This window comes from Virgisporangium aurantiacum, assembly GCF_016863635.1.
In the GTDB taxonomy this organism is placed as follows: Bacteria; Actinomycetota; Actinomycetes; order Mycobacteriales; family Micromonosporaceae; genus Virgisporangium; species Virgisporangium aurantiacum.
This window is the reverse complement of record NZ_BOPG01000064.1, coordinates 126,854-143,987: the sequence shown is the minus strand read 5'-3', so window position 1 is coordinate 143,987 and position 17,134 is coordinate 126,854. Positions and strand designations below refer to the sequence as shown.

General features: G+C 73.5%; 15 protein-coding genes. 6 read left to right on the top strand and 9 right to left on the bottom strand.

Annotated features, from left to right (window positions below):
• Nucleotides 1-8: 8 nt before the first annotated feature.
• Together Vau01_RS43920 and Vau01_RS43915 are read right to left on the bottom strand one after the other, a co-directional pair.
• Entirely contained in the window at nt 9-656 is a 648-nt protein-coding gene (locus Vau01_RS43920; RefSeq protein WP_204006107.1) for a maleylpyruvate isomerase N-terminal domain-containing protein, read from the bottom strand.
• Complete coding sequence (locus tag Vau01_RS43915) at nt 653-1,507, bottom strand: PhzF family phenazine biosynthesis protein (protein ID WP_204006105.1); 855 nt, start codon at nt 1,505-1,507, stop codon at nt 653-655. Before Vau01_RS43915 ends, Vau01_RS43920 begins: the two co-directional genes overlap by 4 nt.
• 71 nt (nt 1,508-1,578) lie before the next feature.
• On the opposite strand from Vau01_RS43915, the gene Vau01_RS43910 reads away from it, so the two are divergent.
• Nucleotides 1,579-2,412, top strand: coding sequence for a LysR family transcriptional regulator (locus Vau01_RS43910; RefSeq protein WP_204006103.1), 834 nt, complete (start codon nt 1,579-1,581; stop codon nt 2,410-2,412).
• On the top strand, nt 2,412-3,791 hold the full coding sequence (locus tag Vau01_RS43905) for an NAD(P)/FAD-dependent oxidoreductase (RefSeq protein ID WP_204006102.1): 1,380 nt from the start codon (nt 2,412-2,414) through the stop codon (nt 3,789-3,791). The genes Vau01_RS43910 and Vau01_RS43905 overlap by 1 nt, the downstream gene beginning before the upstream one ends.
• A 92-nt stretch (nt 3,792-3,883) precedes the next feature.
• Here the strand turns inward: Vau01_RS43905 and Vau01_RS43900 are convergent, their stop codons facing one another.
• Both Vau01_RS43900 and Vau01_RS43895 read right to left on the bottom strand, forming a co-directional pair.
• The gene (locus Vau01_RS43900; RefSeq protein WP_204006101.1) at nt 3,884-5,005 is read right to left on the bottom strand and encodes a hypothetical protein; all 1,122 of its coding nucleotides are present in this window, start codon (nt 5,003-5,005) and stop codon (nt 3,884-3,886) included.
• Nucleotides 5,006-5,084: 79 nt separating this feature from the next.
• Nucleotides 5,085-7,898, bottom strand: a complete 2,814-nt coding sequence (locus Vau01_RS43895; RefSeq protein ID WP_204006100.1) for an AfsR/SARP family transcriptional regulator — start codon at nt 7,896-7,898, stop codon at nt 5,085-5,087.
• An 85-nt stretch (nt 7,899-7,983) separates the two neighbouring features.
• On the opposite strand from Vau01_RS43895, the gene Vau01_RS43890 reads away from it, so the two are divergent.
• Nucleotides 7,984-8,712 (top strand): phosphotransferase enzyme family protein, encoded by a 729-nt coding sequence (locus Vau01_RS43890; protein WP_204006099.1) that lies wholly within the window; start codon nt 7,984-7,986, stop codon nt 8,710-8,712.
• A gap of 9 nt (nt 8,713-8,721) precedes the next feature.
• Here the strand turns inward: Vau01_RS43890 and Vau01_RS43885 are convergent, their stop codons facing one another.
• Nucleotides 8,722-10,545, bottom strand: coding sequence for a hypothetical protein (locus Vau01_RS43885; RefSeq protein ID WP_204006098.1), 1,824 nt, complete (start codon nt 10,543-10,545; stop codon nt 8,722-8,724).
• A 91-nt stretch (nt 10,546-10,636) separates the two neighbouring features.
• Entirely contained in the window at nt 10,637-11,212 is a 576-nt protein-coding gene (locus Vau01_RS43880; RefSeq protein WP_204006097.1) for a hypothetical protein, read from the bottom strand.
• 170 nt (nt 11,213-11,382) lie between these two features.
• On the opposite strand from Vau01_RS43880, the gene Vau01_RS43875 reads away from it, so the two are divergent.
• Both Vau01_RS43875 and Vau01_RS43870 read left to right on the top strand, forming a co-directional pair.
• Complete coding sequence (locus Vau01_RS43875) at nt 11,383-12,024, top strand: Crp/Fnr family transcriptional regulator (RefSeq protein WP_204006096.1); 642 nt, start codon at nt 11,383-11,385, stop codon at nt 12,022-12,024.
• A gap of 112 nt (nt 12,025-12,136) precedes the next feature.
• Entirely contained in the window at nt 12,137-12,637 is a 501-nt protein-coding gene (locus Vau01_RS43870) for a GNAT family N-acetyltransferase (RefSeq protein WP_204006094.1), read from the top strand.
• On the opposite strand, the gene Vau01_RS43865 is transcribed toward Vau01_RS43870, so the two are convergent.
• Nucleotides 12,597-14,567: a S9 family peptidase gene (locus tag Vau01_RS43865; protein WP_239152327.1), complete on the bottom strand. Its 1,971-nt coding sequence runs from the start codon at nt 14,565-14,567 to the stop codon at nt 12,597-12,599. The genes Vau01_RS43870 and Vau01_RS43865 overlap by 41 nt on opposite strands.
• A 14-nt stretch (nt 14,568-14,581) precedes the next feature.
• Nucleotides 14,582-14,827 (bottom strand): hypothetical protein, encoded by a 246-nt coding sequence (locus Vau01_RS43860; protein WP_204006093.1) that lies wholly within the window; start codon nt 14,825-14,827, stop codon nt 14,582-14,584.
• Between the two features lie 181 nt (nt 14,828-15,008).
• Here Vau01_RS43860 and Vau01_RS43855 point away from each other — a divergent pair, with 181 nt between their 5' ends.
• A complete protein-coding gene (locus tag Vau01_RS43855) occupies nt 15,009-15,509 on the top strand; it encodes a hypothetical protein (protein ID WP_204006092.1) in 501 nt (166 codons plus the stop codon).
• A gap of 32 nt (nt 15,510-15,541) precedes the next feature.
• Here the strand turns inward: Vau01_RS43855 and Vau01_RS43850 are convergent, their stop codons facing one another.
• Nucleotides 15,542-17,044, bottom strand: a complete 1,503-nt coding sequence (locus Vau01_RS43850; RefSeq protein ID WP_204006091.1) for a right-handed parallel beta-helix repeat-containing protein — start codon at nt 17,042-17,044, stop codon at nt 15,542-15,544.
• Nucleotides 17,045-17,134: the final 90 nt, after the last annotated feature.

The window sequence follows — 17,134 nt, the reverse complement described above, 5'->3', positions numbered from 1 at the left end:
CGACCGAGTCAGGCGAAGACGCTGATCGTGGTCGGGGCGCGTTCGGTGCGGGTGAGTGCGCGCAGCACGGCCACCTGGCCGTGCCGGCGGACGGCAAGGTCGGTCAGCAGGTCGAGCACCGGTCGGGTGACGTCGGTGGGGAACGGGGGCGTCGGCAGCTTGACGCTGGTGGCCAGATCGTCGACGTGCACGGTCAGTTCGACGAGTCGGGTGAGCAGGAAGTCGTCCATGGTGAGGGTCCACTCCCAGGACGGCAACCGCACACGGCGGGGCGCCGGCACGGCCGCCAGCAGGTCGGGCAGCCGGGACGCCTCGGCGTCGGTGCGCGCCGCCAGCGCGGCGGCGCCGCCCTCGGCCAGCAGGGCCGACCCGTGCCGGATCCGGATGTGTGCCCCGCTGTCGTGGTCCGGTGTCATCCAGGCCACCCGGTCGTAGTAGTCCAGGATCGGGATGGGACGCAGCTCGGACCCGGGCGCGTCGAGCGCTTTGCCGGCGAAGGTGACCTGTCCGGCCAGATGACCGGCGAGGCCGCTGACCCGGTAGTGCCGCAGCGCGCTGGGCTCGTCCCAGGACGCGGCGACGGCGGGGTGGCCCAGCAGGTCGGCCGCCACCCGGGCGGCCCGGACGTACGCCCGTCGGACGGGTGTGGTCGTCACCGGGGCAGTTCCCGGAGCGCGCCCTCGCCGACCAGCGCGACGTCGCCGCCGACCGTCACCGACCGGATGTCCGCGCCATCGCCGTTCGCCGCGATCGTGATCCGGCTGGGGCGGCCGGTGAAGCGGCCCTGGTTCAGCACGGCCCGTTCGCCGTCGCCGAGGCGGTGGTGCCGGCGCAGGTAGGCGGCGACGCAGGCGGCGCCGCTGCCGGTCGCCACGTCCTCGACCACGCCGTCGTTGTTCCAGTGCCGGCCCTCCATGCCGGCGGCGTCGAGCAGGTAGGCGAACTCGGCCCCGACGGCGGCCAACGGCGCGTCGAGGTCGGTCACGATCCGGGCGCGGGCCAGCGCGCCACCGGTCACCGGCAGCACCAGATAGCGCAGACCCGCCGACACCACCTCGGCGGGCAGCTCGGGATCGAGGTCCGCCGGGGTCAACGAGAACCACGCGGCGGCCCCGGTCGCGTCGGGCCGGTCGGCGAAGGACGCCGGGCCCACGTCCAGGACGCCGGCGTACCGTCCCGGCCCGCGGGACCGCGTGGTGACCTCGACCGTGCGCGCCGGCAGCCGCAGCGTCCACGTGTGGCTGTCGGTGGTGCCGTGGACGGCGTGCAGCACCGCCGCGGCGCCGATGACCGGATGCCCGGCGAAGTCGAGCTCGTCGACGAGGTCGAAGACGCGGACGGACCACACCGCACCGTCGCGGACGACGAAGGCCGACTCGAAGTGCCGCAACTCGGCGGTGATGCGGGCCATCTGACCGGCGGTGAGTCCCCCGGCGTCCGGGAACACCGCCAGGCTGTTGCCGCTGTACGGACGGTCGCTGAAGACGTCCACGTGGTGGTAACGCATGTCGCGACGCTATTCGTCGCGCGGGTCCGCCGGAACCGGTGATCTCGGCCCACCCGGTATAACGTCTCCTTATGGCGGTGGACCTGGAGACGGCGCTGTTGCGGGCATTCGTCACCGCTGTCCGGGCCGGCAGCATCAGCCGGGCCGCCGCGACGCTGGGTCACACCCAACCCGCGCTCAGCCAACAGCTCCGCAAGCTGGAGCGGGCCGTCGGCCAGCCGCTGCTGCACCGCACCACCACCGGCGTGTCACCCACCAAGGCGGGTGACGCGCTGCTGCCGTACGCCGAACGCATCCTCACCCTGTCCGCGCAGGCGTTGAGCGCGCCGGGGCGGGCGCTGTCCGGGCACTGCGGCATCGGTCTCCTGGAGGACCTCGCGTCCGCCCAACTCCCGGAGGCGCTGGCCGACTTCGCCCGGGTGAACCCGCGGGCGACGCTCGAACTGATCAGCCTGCCCGGCCCGGCCATGCACGACGCCTTCACGACCGGGCGGATCCAGTTGGCCCTCTGCGATCCGGCGTACTTCCGCGAGCGTCCACGATGGACGGTGCGGGCCCCGCTCACCTGGGCCGCCGGGCCCGGTGTCGACCCGACCCGCGATCCGTTGCCGCTCATCCTGTTCTCCGAGCCGTGCCGGTGGCGGCCGGCGGTGCTGACCGCGCTGGAAGCCGACGGACGACGCTGGAACGTCGTCTTCGAGAGCACCGGCCTCGCCGGTGTCACGGCCGCCGTCCGGGCCGGTCTGGGCATCGCGGCCCTGCTTCCGGTCAACGCCGAACCGGGTTTCACCGCGACCGGGCTACCACCGCTGCCCGAGGTCGAACTCGGTCTGCTGCGCCGCGCCGACACCGAGGCGGACCCGCTCGTCGACGCGGTCGAGAACCTCCTGAAGCGGCTCGTCTGATGGTCACCCGCACCGTCACCGACGGCGTGCCGAACGGCGGGGTCTCGTTCTGGTACACGCAGATCGGGCTTCCCACCCCGTTGCCCCCGCTACCCGGCGACCGTGACTGCGACGTCTGCATCGTCGGTGGCGGCCTCACCGGCCTGTGGACGGCGTACTACCTGGCGAAGGCCGATCCGGGGCTGCGGATCACCGTGCTGGAGGCGGAGTTCGCCGGCTACGGTGCCTCGGGTCGCAACGGTGGGTGGTTGTCGGCCGAGCTGGCCGGCACTGCGGACGCCTATGCGGAAGGCCCGCACGGGCGGGCGGGTGTCGAGCGGCTCGCGGCGGAGCTCCGGGCCACCGTCGACGAGGTCATCGGCGTCTGCGACCGGCACGGGATCGACGCCGACATCGTCCGCAACGGGGTTCTGTATGTCGCGCGGTCGCCGGCGCAACTGGCGCGGCTGGCGGCCGACGCGGGCGACGGCGGCGGCCGGGCGCTGACCGCCGCCGAGGCACGGGAAAGAATCAATGTGACGGGCGTGCTGGGCGGCTGGTACGACCCGGACTGCGCACGCGTCCAGCCGGCGAAACTGGTGCGGGGGTTGGCCCGCGTCGTCGGCGAGCTCGGCGTGACCGTCTACGAGCGCACGCGCGTCACCGAGATTCTGCCCGGACGGGCGCGCACCCCGCACGGAACCGTGCGCGCGACGCACGTCCTGCGGTGCCTGGAGGGGTACACCGCGGGCCTCGCCGGTCACCGGCGGTCGTGGCTGCCGATGAACTCGGCGATCGTGGTCACCGAGCCGCTCGACGCCGATCGCTGGGCCGCGATCGGTTGGGCGAACAGTGAACTGCTGGGCGACAACGCGCACGCCTACTGCTACGCCCAGCGCACCGCCGACGGCCGCATCGCCCTGGGCGGTCGCGGGGTCCCGTACCGGTTCGGATCGCGCACCGACGTCGACGGCATGACCCAGCGCCGCACGATCGCGTCGCTGCGCACCACCCTCGCGCGGCTGTTCCCCGCCGCCGCCGACGTGCCGCTGGCGCACGCCTGGTGCGGCGTCCTCGGCGTCCCGCGGGACTGGTGCGCCAGCGTCGGCCTCGATCCACGAACCGGGCTGGGCTGGGCCGGCGGCTACGTCGGCAGCGGCCTGACCGCCACCAACCTCGCCGGCCGCACCCTGCGCGACCTGGTTCTCGGCGACGCCACCGGCCTGGTCGACCTGCCGTGGACCAACCGGCGGGTGCGCGCCTGGGAGCCGGAGCCGGTGCGGTGGCTCGGCGTCCGCGGGCTGTACGCGCTCTACCGGCACGCCGACCGCCGCGAAGATCGCGGCCTGCCCCGCACGAGCCGGTTCGGCCGCCTCGCCACGGCCCTCGCCGGCCGCTGATCCGGTCCCGGACCGGCGATCGCGCCGGCCGGCCGGGGATGACCCACCGGCCGGCCGGGTGCCGGGCGCGGCAGGCCCGGCGCGATCGACGATCAGGTGGTCAGGGTGAACGCCAGCGGTGCGTACAACCCGGCCGTCTGGTCGGACTGCGTACCCACCAGCCAGGCGGAGCCCGGGCCGGTCGCGGCGATCGTGTCGACCAGCGGCACGCCGACGCCGCCGGTCACGGTGACCGGGGTGACGGTCCACGCGCTGCCGTTCCAGTGGCCCACGGCCGCGCCGTTGGCGTCGTAGCCGGTCACCCAGACGTCGTTCGCGGCCCGCGCGGAGACGGACCGCAGCGTGCCCATCGCCGGCGCGGTGACCGTGTTCCAGGTGGTGCCGTTCCAGCGCGCCACGTAGGCCCCGCTGCCGGCGCCGGGCCGGTAGCCGACCGCCCACACGTCGGTTGCCGACGAGGCCGACACGCCGTACAGGTACGTGGTGGTGTCGGTCGGCGTGCCCGCGATCGGCACCTCGCTCCACGCCGTGCCGTTCCAGTGCACGACGAGCGGCAGCCGGATCCGGTTGCCGTACGGGAGGTTCTGGACGTACCCGACCGCCCACACGTCGGTGGGGGCGGCACCGGTCACGCCGGTGAGGAAGCTGTTGCGGGTGCCCGGATCGGGCGCCGCGACCTGCTGCCACGAGGTGCCGTCGAAGTGCATCACGAGCGTGTGGTCGAAGGTGTTCCGCTCGTCGGTGCCGACCGCCCAGGCGTCGGTCGCGGAGAACGCCTTCACCGACACCAGCCGGCTGTTGGGGAAGGCGGTCGGTCCGACGGTCGACCGGCTCCAGGCCGAGCCGTTCCAGCGCACGGCCACGGCGTGGTTGCCCGCGCCCGCGGTGAACGCCGACCCGACGGCGAACGCGGTCGACGCCGAGACGGCGTCCACGGCGCTCAGGCCGGCCCCGCCGGACGGGTCGGCGAGGTTGGGACTCGATACGAGCCGCCATCGGATGCCGTCGAAACGGCGTATCACCCCGTTGGTTCCGTCCCCGCCGACGGACCAGCCGTCGGTGGCCGACAGCGGGTCGACGCCGCTGATCTCCCCGGTGGCGGCGGCGTCGACCGGCACCCTGGTCACGGTCGCCGCGAGGGCCGGTGACGCGGTGGTGGCGACCGCCGCCCCGGTGGCGGCGGCGACGGCGAACACACGAATGAGGTTCTGCACGGTTGCTCCCTTCGGAGGGGTCGACCTCAGGGGACCACCGCCCGCTTGCGCTCCGGTTGCGCTCCACGTGCGTCGCCGGTCAGGCCACCTGCCCGCCGGGTCGCGCGACGTCCGCACGCAGCCGGGCGTGCACCCGCCGCGCCCCGGCCGGGTCCAGCCGGTCCAGGATCGCCGCGGACGTCTCCCAGGCGGCCCGGGCCCGGTCGTGCTCGCCCAGCCTGGCCCGTACGTCACCCAGGTGCGCGAGCACGTGCGCCTCGTTGAAGCGGTCCTCGATCCGGACGTAGGTGGCCAGCGCGCGTTCGCCCGCCTCGATCGCCCGGTGCAGGTCACCGAGGTGCTGGTGGGCGAATCCGAGGGTGTCCCAGATGGCCGCCTCGCCGTACTGGTCCTCGGACTCGCGCGCGGCCGCCAGCGCCTCCTCGCACAGGTCGATGGCCGCGCGGTGGTCACCGAGCACGGCGGTGCACCAGGCGATCGCGTTGAGCGCCCGGCCCTGCCCGAGGCGGTGCCCGACCGCGCGGTACCGGCGCAGCGCCTCGCGGGCGTGCGGCAGCGCGTCGGCGTGGCGGCCCTGCTCGGACAGCAGCATCACCGTCGAGTGGTGGGCGTGCGCGACGCCGACCACGTCGCCCAGTTCGACGCTCACGTCGAGCGCCTCCCGCATCCGCGTCTCGGCGTCGGCGTACCGGCCGAGCCGCAGGTAGGCCTGCGCGACGATCCGCAGCGTGCGCGCCTGTTCGGTGCGGTCGCCCAGGCGCCGCAGCGCGGCCAGCGCCAGCGCCGCGCAGCCGGCGAGGTCGAGCCAGCGGCCCTGCCACTCCAGGACGTCGGCCAGCGTCCACGCCAGCTCGAAGGTGAACCGGTCGTCGCCGGCCGTGCGCAGGGACCGCAGCAGGGCGGGCGTCTCCAGCCCGAACCAGGCCAGCGCGTCGGCGGTGGTGGCGAAGTCGGCCGGGGTGACACCGGTGCCCGCCGGTGCCGGCGCGATCGGCTCCCGGCCCGGGTTGAGCAGGCGGTCGGCGGCGAACGCGGAGTGCAGTTGGTGCTCGTACAGCCGCCGGCACGCCGCGGCCCGCTCGTCGGCGGGGTCGGTCTGCTCGGCGAGTTCCGCGCCGTAGGCCCGCAGCAGGTCGTGGCAGGAGTAGCGCTCGGGGCCGTGCCCCTCGACCAGGTGCGCGCCGGTGAGCCCGGCCAGGGCGGCCCGCGTCCGCTCGACCGGGTAACCGGCCAGGCTCGCCGCGGCGGGCAGCGTGACGACCGCGCCCGGGTACAACGACATCAGCCGGAACACCCGGGCCGCGTCGTCGTCCAGCCGGCGGTAGGACCAGGAGAACACCGCCCGCAGCCGGGTGGCCGGTTCGCCCCCGTCGAGCACGTCGAGCCGCGTCCGCTCGGTCTCCAGTTCGCGGGCCAGGGCGGGCAGGCTGAGGTCCGGATCGACCGCGAGCCGGGCCGCCGCGATGCCGATCGCCAGGGGCAGCCGCGCGCACGCCGCGACGACCTCCGACGCGGCGCGCGGTGCTTCGCGCAGCGTGTCCACGCCGACCCGCGCGGCGAGCATCTGCCGGGCGTCGGTCGCGTCGGGCCGGGCCAGCGCGACGGGCCGGGCACCGTCGACGGCCACCAGCCCGGTGAGCTTGTTGCGGCTGGTCACCACGACGAAGGAGCCCGGTGACGCCGGCAGCAACGGCCGCACCTGGTCGCTGGCGGCGGCGTTGTCGAGGATCACCAGCACCCGCCGGCCGGCGAGCAGGCTGCGGTACAGCCCGGTACGCGCCGTCAGCCCGGCCGGGACGGCCTGCGGCGCGACGCCGAACGCGTCCAGGAAACCGCGCAGCGCCTCGGCGGCGGCCATCGGTGTGGCGTCGGGCCCGAAGCCGCGCAGGTCGACGTGGAGCTGACCGTCGGGGTAGCGGTCGGCGGCCCGGTGCGCCCAGTGCAGGGCCAGTGTCGTCTTGCCGACGCCCGGCGCGCCCCACACGGCGACGAGGCCCGGTCCGCCGGCGGCGTCGGCGCTGATCCGGTCGAGGTCCGCGATCGCCGCCCGGCGTCCGCTGAAACCGGCCGGCGCCGGGGGCAGCTGCGCCGGGACGGGCCGCGTCGTCGTGTCGCCGCGAGCCGTCAGGTCGAGGGACGGGTCCCGGCGCAGGATCGCCTGGTGCAGGCCCGTCAGCGCCGGCCCCGGGTCGAGGCCGAGCCGGTCGGCCAGGTCGGTGCGGATGCGCCGGTAGGTCTCCAGCGCACCCGTCTGGTTGCCGGCCCGGTACAACGCCAGCATCAGGTGACCGGCGAGCGGCTCCCGCAGCGGGTGCCGGGCCACGAGATCGGACAGTTCCGGGACGAGCCGGTGGTGCGCCCCGGCGGCCAGGTCGGCCGCGATGCGGTCCTCCGTGGCGGCCAACCGCAGCTCGTCGAGGCCGACGCACAGCCGCTGCGCCGCGGCGCCGAGGGCCAGCCCCTCCAGCGGCTGGCCGCGCCACAGGTCCAGGGCCGCGCCCAGCATCCTGGCCCGGGTGGCGGCGTCGTCGACCGCCGCGGCGTCGGTGACGAGCTGGCGGAACCGCCGGGCGTCGACGGCCGACGGGTCGGCCCGCAGCGTGTACGCGGACCCGTTGCTGACCACCTCGACCCCGTGCCGTGCCGCGCCGGCCAGCGCCTTGCGCAGCCGCGACATGTGCGCGAACACGACACCGCGCGCCGACGACGGCGGCCGTTCCCAGCACAGGTCGATGAGCCGGTCCAGCGGCACCGCGCTGCCGCACTCCAGCGCCAGCAACGCCAGCAGCAGGCGACGCTTGGGCGGGCCGAGGTCCACCGTCCGGTCCTCGACGATCACCTGCACCGGCCCGAGGATCCGGACCTCCACCGGCAATCCAGCCAGTACGGACATCGCCGCAACGCTAACCACCTTCGGGGACGAAGTGACGCCACGCGTCGCAGGCCTGACAGTTCGGACACGCCCTAGGATGTGGCCGATGGGGTGGGAAGCACTCGGGCAGTGGGGCGACGCCGTCCGCGTCGAACGGCTCACCGGCGGGGTCGCCAACGACGTGTGGAGCGTACGCGTCGACGGGCGCCTCGCGGTCGGTCGTCTCGGCACCCGCGGCGACGCCGACCTCGCGTGGGAGACCGGCCTCCTCCAGCACCTCGACCGAAAGGGCCTGACCGTGCCGGTGCCGATCCCGACCACGGACGGCAGGCTGTTCGTCGACGGTCTGGTGGTGATGACCTTCCTGGACGGCGGACCGCCCGAGACGCACGACGACTGGCGTCGGGTGGCCGGCGCGCTCCGCGAACTGCACCGGTTGACGCGGGGCTGGCCGCAGCGCCCGGGCTGGCGGTCGTCGACCGACCTCCTGCACGCCGAGACCGGGACGAAGATCGACCTCACCGCGATGCCACCGGAGAGCGTCGTCCGGTGCCGGGCGGCGTGGGCCCGCCTCACCGGACGCCCGACCTGCGTCGTCCACGGCAACCCCGCCCCCGGCAACATCCGCATGACCGCGAACCGGGTCGGGCTGATCGACTGGGACGAGGCACACGTCGACGTCCCCGATCTCGACCTCGTGCTGCCCGACAACGCCGCCGCCCTCGACGACGGCGCCCACGACATCGCCGCGCAGGCTTCGGCCGCCTGGGAAGCCGCCGTCTGCTGGGACGACGAGTACTCGGTCAGACGGCTCGCCGAGGTTCGCCCGGTCTGAGAAAGCGCCTCACGGCCCGTACCGGTAGGCGCGGATCACGGTCTGCTCGGAGACCGTGCCGCCGTCCGCGACGCGCGCCCGCAACGACACGAAACCGGAGCCGGCGGGATGCCGCACCGTGGCGACCTGCCCGGACACCGCGACCTGCCGCCAGGACGCACCGTCGTCGAAGGACACCTCGATGACCGGGGTGACGCCGGGACCCACCGGCCCGTCCTGCGCCGCCACCCGGAACGGCAGAGCAACGGTCCGACCCACCGGCGCGGTCCCGTCCGCGCCGAGGGGCGCGGCGTCGCGGGGCGCGGCGAACGAGACGGAGTGCAGGTGCGGCCGCCACCAGTCCGGCCCGGCGACGTGGCCGGAGTCGAACGTCCACACGCCCGTCACCGTCGTGGAGAGGGTGAACGGTGCCGCCCGGGTCGCCGACACCTCCAACCGGTACCGGCCGGGCGCCGCCGGGACCGTGAAGTTGCCACCGGCCTCGGCCGACTCGGCGACCACCGATCCGTTGCGGGACAACACGGTGCGCCCCGCCCGCAGCCGCGACAGGCCGGCGTGTCCGGCGCCGTCGCCGAACAGCCGCGGTGCCACCACCATCGTGTCGCCGTTGCGCGAGATCCACTGCTCGACCAGGTCGGGATCACCCAGCGCCGGACCGTGGACCGCCATGTTCCACGCCTCGGTCCGGGTGCCGACCCCGCTCAATGTGCCGAGCAGGCCGTCGTACGGGTCCTCGTGCGGCAACCCGTCGAACTCGTCGACGGTGGCCTGCCAGTCGACCCCGCCGCTGTCGGTGTTGTAGTACTCGGTGCGGGTGAACGGCAACGCGTAGGACAGCGACCGGCCGACGACGGCCGAGACGGCCGACGGCCGCGGGAACAGCGTCTTCACCGCCGTCGAGCCGGCGACCTGTGCGCCGTGGGTGGCGACCACGGTGGCGAGGCTCCGGCCGGTCACCGTGCGGGCGAAACCGGTGGGGAAGCCGCCGGGCAGCCGCCACGCGAGGGCGTACACGTAGGCGTCCTCGCCGAGCAGCACGGAGACCATCGACGCGTACCCGCCGGTCGGCCCGTCCGGCGGAAGCTGGAGGAGCGTCACCCCGTCGGTGCCGAGGGTGTAGAACGCCTCCTCGGCCAGCTGACCGTCGGCCAGCGGTGCCATCGACCGGACCTCCAGGAACAACGGCCGCGCGGTGGGCCGCGGCACCGTCACGGAAACCGGCCGGCCCGCACGCGCGTCCACGATGATTTCCCGCGTTCCGGTCACCACCAGCCGCGGCTGCGCGAGCCAGGTGATCTCGGCCGGCCCGGTCTGCACCGACCCCGTCAGCACGTAGCTGCCCATCGGTACCTCGACGGTCGTCACGCCGTCCCGCACCGCGACGTACAGGTCCTCGCCGGGCGCGTCAGTGCGCGTCAGGAAGAACTCGCCGTCCTGCGCCGGTCGGCCGAGACGGTCGATCGCGCGGACCGTGAGGGCGGCCGTCCCGGCCACCGCCGGTCTTTTGTCGGACGCGGCGGGCTCGGCGCCGAACAGACCGCTCACGTCGAACGGCGCGGGATCGAAGCGCCCGCCGTGCCCCGGCTGGGCCACGTCGGCCGGCAGCACGTGCGTCCGCCGGCCGGTGCGCCGCACGATGTAGGGCGTCCGCTCCCGGCCGGGCGCGGGTGTCACCTGGAGCCCGCCGGCCCGGCCCGGCACCACCCGGTCGCCGGTGGGCAGCGTAACCGCCTCCTTCGACAACGTGCTGGCCTTGCTCTCCTCGAGCGGAACCAGGATCAGAGCCAGGATGACGGCCACCGGGCCGCCCAGCACCTTCGTGATCGTTCGCACGTCTCTACACGCGCCAGCCCGTGCAACCGTTCCCGTGTTTCGACGCGGGCCGGCGGCGGCACCCGGCCGCCGCCGACCCGGCTGAGATCCGTCAGTCGTTCCAGAGCTGGCAGGCCTCGCCGGCGGTGCCGGCGGTGAAGTTCTTGGTCGAGGCGATCACCGTGAAGCTGGGGAACGCGCCCTCGCCGGTGAACGTGTCGAACATCAGCTTGCGGCCGCTCAGCGCGTTGATCCAGAACATGTAGCTCAGGCCACCGACCTGACGGCCGAACACCCACTGCCACACCTGGGCCGGAGTGCCGTTGCAGGCCCTCAGCTCCACGCGCAGGTTCGCGCCCATGTCGGTGATGCACCTGGTGGTGTTGTCGGAGGGCTGCAGCGCGAAGCCGAACTTGGTCACGCCACCGACCACCGTGGTGCGCTGAGGCTCGGCCCACCGCTGCCCGGCATCGCCCGCCGCCGGCGGCGCGGCGATGACCGTGCCGGCGTTGCTGACCGTCAGGCGCTGGCCCAGGTTGAGCGAGGTCTCGGTGTACGTGACGACCGCGGCGGCCTGCGGCGTGGCCGGTGCGGCGGCCGCGGTGCCGGCGAGCCCGCCGCCCAGTGCGGCGGTGGCGATGCCGAAGCCGACCAGGGAGCGGACGATGCGGTGGCGCAACAGTGTCATCTTTATTTCCTTCGATCCGTGTCGGCCGCCCGGTGCGGCTCGGATCGTCAGAGTCGTCGCGATCGGCCCGGAGTTCCGTCAGCGCGCTGACGTTCGGTGGGTGCCCACACCGACGGTCTACGTAGACTTACGGATACGCCGCGCGCCCGTGATGCCGTACACCTGTGGGCGTGCTCGACTTCACTCTCCTCCGCGGCCTCGCTGCCGATGACCGCCGGACCCTGCTCGGCGCGTGCACACCGCGCCGGTTCGACCGCCGCGAGGTCGTCTTCCACGCCGGCGACCCGGGCGACTGCCTGCACCTGGTCGTGTCGGGACGGTTCGCCGCGCGGGTGCCGAGCGCCGACGGCGACACGGTGACGCTCGGGCTGGTCGGGCCCGGCGAGACGTTCGGCGAACTGGTGCTGCTCGACGCCGGACGCCGCCGCAGCGCGACCGTCGTGGCGCTCGAATCGGCCACCACACTGGCCCTCGGCGGCGCCCAGTTCGGCCAACTCCGGCGGCAACACCCACAACTCGACCGCGTCCTCAACGACCTGCTCGCGGCGAGCGTCCGGCGGTTGACCGAACTCGTCGCCGAGGCCCTCTACCTGCCGGTCGACCGGCGGCTGGCCCGGCGACTGGTCGCCCTGGCCGACCAGTACGACGGCGCGATCCCACTGACGCAGGAGGACCTCGCCGACCTGGCCGGAACCACCCGGGCAACCACCAACGGCGTGCTCCGCCGGTTCGCCGGTCGCGGGCTGCTCCGCCTGGCCCGCGGCCGGATCCTGGTCCAGGACGTCGAGGCACTGGCGGCTCTGTCGCGCTAAGTCGGTTGCCCCGTCCGGTTCCGGCGCGTCTGGGACGCCCGCGCGCGGTTGGTCGCCGCCGCCCGTTCGGTCCTATCGTGACCGCGTGGGCGCCGGTTGTTAGCGTCGCCTCATGCTGACGACCGCGCGGCTCGCCCTGTCTCCGCTCACCCCCGACGACGCGGCGTTCTTCTACGACCTGAACGACTACCGGACGCAGGAGGAACGCGCCTCGGGCGCGGAGTGGCCGACGCCGTTCCTGACGGAGGCGATGGCCAAGTTCGGCACCGACTGGACGAACAACGGGATCGGCTACCACGTGGTGCGGTTGGGCGACGGCTCGGGGCGCGCCATCGGGATCTCGGGGGTGCGGTTCGGATCGCTCGACAGCACCGACAATCTGAACGTCTACTACAGCATCGTCGAGTCCGAGCGGGGTAAGGGCTACGCGATCGAGGCGACGCGGGCCGCGTTGGAGGTCCGCGGGGCGGCAGGACACGGCGACCTGCCGGTGCTGGCGTTGATCCGGCCGGAGAATGTCGTGTCGCGGCGGGTCGCTGAGCGGCTGGGGTTCGCGTGGACGGAAGGCCGGTTCAACGACCGGGGGTTGTGTGTCTACGAGTTGACGGAGTGAGCCACCGGTCGAACCAGGCGCGGGTCCGGCGGAGGACGTCGATCTGGTGGTTGCGTTCGCGGATCGAGTGGTTCTCCCGGGGATAGACCACATACTCGTGCACGGCTCCGAACCTGCGCAGCGCGCGGTGGAAGAACTCCGCCTGTGACACCGGAACGTTCGTGTCGTTCTCGCCGTGCAGGATCAGCACCGGGGTGCGGACGGCGGAGGCGTAGGAGATCGGGCTGAGCCGGTCGTGGTGGTGGGGACCCGGTCCTTCCCAGCCGCTGCTGCCGCCGAGGGCGGACTCGAACGGCCCATGTTCGCCGGTGGCGGCGAGCATTCCCCAGTCGCTGATCCCGGCGCCCATCACGGCGGCCCTGAACCGGTCGGTCTGCCCGACCGCCCAGGCGGCCATGAACCCGCCGTGGCTCCAGCCGCCGATGCCCAACCGGTCGGGATCGGCGACGCCGTCGGCGACGAGCAGGTCGATGCCGGCGCAGACATCGGTCCACTCGTCGAGGCCGACCGCACCGGCGACCCGGACGGCGAACTCGTGACCGTGGCCCTGCCCGCCGCGCGGGTTCGGCAGGAAGACGGCGTAGCCGGCGGTGGCCAGCCATTGGCCGGACGGGTACCAGCCGAGCATGAACCGGTCGGCGTACCGGTCGTACGGGCCGCCGTGGATCAGCGTCACCAACGGAAACGGCCCGTCGGTGCGGGTCCGGCCGGCGGGCAGGATCAGCAGACCGTCCACCGTCAGCCCGTCGGATGCCTGATACGACAGGCGTTCCTGGACGCCCCACTCGACGTCGCGGAACTCGGAACCCAGGTCGGTCAGCCTCGTCGGCGGCCCGCTCGTGGGGCCGGCGTGGACGTTGCCGGGCTCGTAGGACGTGCTGACCACCGCCGCGACGGCGTCTCCGTGCCGGTTCGTGGTCAGCGACGTCGCGAGCCCGTCGAGCCGCAGCACCTCGACAAGCGTGGGCCCGGCCGGGTCGAGCCGGTGGACCGCCGTGTCGAGCCCGTCGGCGACCAGCACCAGCGGCGGACCGGCGTCGACCTGAACCACCGCGATCGGGCAGACCGTCATGCCGGCGGTCAGGTTACGGTGCTCCCCCGCCGGCCCGCTCGCCGGAACGGCGACGTCGAGAACCGCCTTCCCGCCCACCAGCGCGGGCGGGGTCACCGCGACATATGCCAGGTGCCAGCCGTCGTCGGCCGACCACCAGGCCAGCGACGACGCGTCCGCCGCGGCCGGGCCGAGGTCCCGGACCATACCGCCGACCGGGTCGAACAGGTGCAGACCGGGCTCCACGAGGCCCGGACCCGTCTCGGGGGTCGACCACGTCAGCACCGCCAGCACTCCGTCGCCGGGCCGCTGGACCACCTCGGCGACATGGCGGTCGCCGAACACGTCCGGCGTCCGCATCTCCCGGCCGCTCTCCCCGCCGCCGACGTCGAACAGTCGCAGCCGGTCCGGGCGCACCCGTTCACCCCACACCCGGGCGTCGTCGCGCTCCCGCTCCCGGCGTTCGTCCTCGGCGGACGGTTCGTCGGCCGCGATCACCACGACCAGGCCAGGATCGGCCAGCGGCAGGTGCCCGGACACCCCACCGGCCCAGGCCGTGACCGCCCGCACGACACCGTCGACGATCCCCACCCGGTGCAGTTGCGCCGTACCACGCTCGGCCCGATCGGACAGAAAATAGATCGAGGACGAGTCCGCGGCCCACCGCGGCGCCGAAACGTGCGCCTGATCCGAGGTCAACCGCCGCGGCGCCACGGTCCCGTCGACGGCGACGACCCACAGGTCGCTGACCGGGTGATCACCGTCCCGCCCCACCCGGCCGACGACGTACGCGACCCGGGCGCCATCCGGCGACAGCGCCAACGCCTGCACGACACGACCATCGACCACCAACTCGGCGGTGAGTTCCACACGGGTCACCGGCACAGTATCGATCAACCGGCGCGGCAGCCGACCGTCGCCCGGCACGTGGTGGCGAGGCTGAGGGCCCAGCGCATGCGCAGGGCCGCCGTCTCGGGGTGGTCGCCGTACTCGGCGGCCACGACAGCGGCGCAGCCCTCCGGGCCACCCCAGGTGCGGAGGCTGACGTCGATGGCGCAGGCCACCTGCACCGCCGTCGGCAGTTCAGACGGCTGAAGGTCACTGGCGAACAGGGCCTCGGCCTGGATGGTCCCGGTCATTGTGCTCACCGCCCCGGTAGGACTGGCTGACGTGTGCGATCAATCGTCCTCAATCGACGGCCGGGGCACATCCGGCGCGCGCCCCGACCCGCCCCCGGGGAACGTCCCTGACTCGCCCCTGAGAGCCCGTTGATCGTTGACGGGGACAGCGTCGGCGTTCCCGACCCGTCACAATCGCCTGATGTCGGTGCTGGAGACGGTTCTCACGACCGCTGGTGGTGCCGTGTCGGCTGGTGTCGGCGTGATGCTCGGAGCGATGCTGACCCGGCGTGCCCAGGATCGGCACTGGCTGCGCGATCGGCAGTTGGCGGCGTACCAGGATCTGCTCCGTGAGTACGCCACGTTTGTGATGATCATGAGCCGGGCGCACGCCGACCGCAGCGGCTGGACGTACGACTGGGCCCGCTGGAGTTCGGCTCTCACCTCGGCCAGCCTCGTTGCACCCGCGCCGGTGGTCGACGAGATCGACCGGTTCGCCGCGGCCGTGGGGGAATTCCTCCGGGCGGCCGGCGACGGCCGTGACCCGCGTACCGCGCCGATCGACCGCGAGGAGTTCGACCGGATCATGCGTGCGCCGGGCAAGGCCCAACTCGCTCTGGTCAACGCGATCCGACTGTCCATGGACCGGGACGCGCAAGGGCTGACCCGCTGGCTCGGCGGCTCCCTCAGCAACCAGGATTAGCGGTACCGATCCAGGATCACGACGGCTGCGGCTCAGAGGGCCAGGTTGTCGGACTGTACCGCCCCGGGGGCGGTGACGTTCAGGCCGCCGGTGCCGAGCGAGCGCCAGCGGGTCCCGGTGACCGTGATGCCGTTCCCGGTGGGGATCGCGACGGCGTAGCGAGCGGTGCCGTAGACGGTGTTGTCACGGACCAGGATCCGGTTGGACGTGTTGACGCTGATGGCGTCGTAGCCGTTCGCCGTGGCACGTCCCGCGTCCCGCAGGATGTTGCCGGTCACCTCGACGAGGTCGGCGTCACGGATCAGGATCGCCTCGTTGCGTGGCCGGAAGATCCGGTTGCCGCTGATCCGCGACACGTCGGCCTTGACGATCTTCACCCCGTACAGACCGGCATCGCCGACGTGCAGATCGTTGTCGGCGACCGTGATGCCGGTGACCTCGCCCGTGCCGCCGCCCTGGATCAGGATGCCGCCGTCGGTCGGGTTCGAGACCGTGTTCCCGCTGACGACCACGCCGGTGACGAGTGTCCCCCGGCCGTCCGGTGTCGTGTTGTCCCGCAGCACCCGCACACCGCGCTGCGGGCCGGAGAACACGTTGCCGCTGATGACGATGCTGTTGGTCGTCTCGTCGCCGACGAAGACCGCGTCCTTGCCGCCGCTCGTGCTGTTGCCGACGATCAGCATGTTCCGGCAGCCGAAGCAGTCGATGCTGTTGTCGGCGAAGCCGATGACGGTGTTGTCCGCGATCCGCCCACCGCGGCCGTGGCCGTTGGAGATGCCCTGCGAGGCGGCGGGCGCCGGGCTCGCACAGACGATGGTGTTGCCCCGGCATTCGTAGAAGTTGATGCCCGTCGCGGCGTCCGGGCCACGGAAGTACACGCCCCAGTCGCAGTCGCGCAGCTCGTTGTCGACGACCTTGCAGTGGTCGGCACCCGCCACGAAAATGGTGGTGTTGAACGGTGACGCGATCCCGGCGCCGCGGCCGCAGCGCTCGAACAGGCATCCGGCGATCCGGGTACGGTGTGCCCCCGGCTGCACGTCGATGCCGGTACCCGTCACCGCGGTGAAGGTGCAGCCCTCCACCCGTGAGCCCGGTGCGGTCGGCTCGACGATGACGCCACGGGTGCCCAGGTTGTTGCCGGCGAACCGGATCCCGCTCACGACGTGCGCGGCGTTCTTCAGCCGCATCATGGGCACGCCCGCGCCGGCCTTGACGCTCGCACCGGATCCGGTGACCACCTGCGCGGCCGACTGGACCACCAGCAACGTTCCGGTGACGAGGTAGGTGTACTGCGGGCCACCGAAGTCGACCGCCCGGTTGGCCGCCAGGCAGGCGTTCACCGCCGCCGTGTCGTCAGCGATGCCGTCGCCCGTCGCGCCGTAGTCCAGCGGCGACGCCCCCGCCCCGGAGACCGCCGCGGCCGCCGGCGACCCGTGCGCCAACAAGGCCCCACCGGCCGCCGCGGGCGCCCCGTAGAGCAACACCCGTCGGCTCAGACTTCCCCGCGCCACGTCAGCAGGTATCGGACGATCCATGCCGGTCACCCCCGTGATCCGCCACCAGGCCGGAATGGACAGTATTGGCTTCGGTAGACGACGGTCAATACCAGAGCAGACCCGGCTACG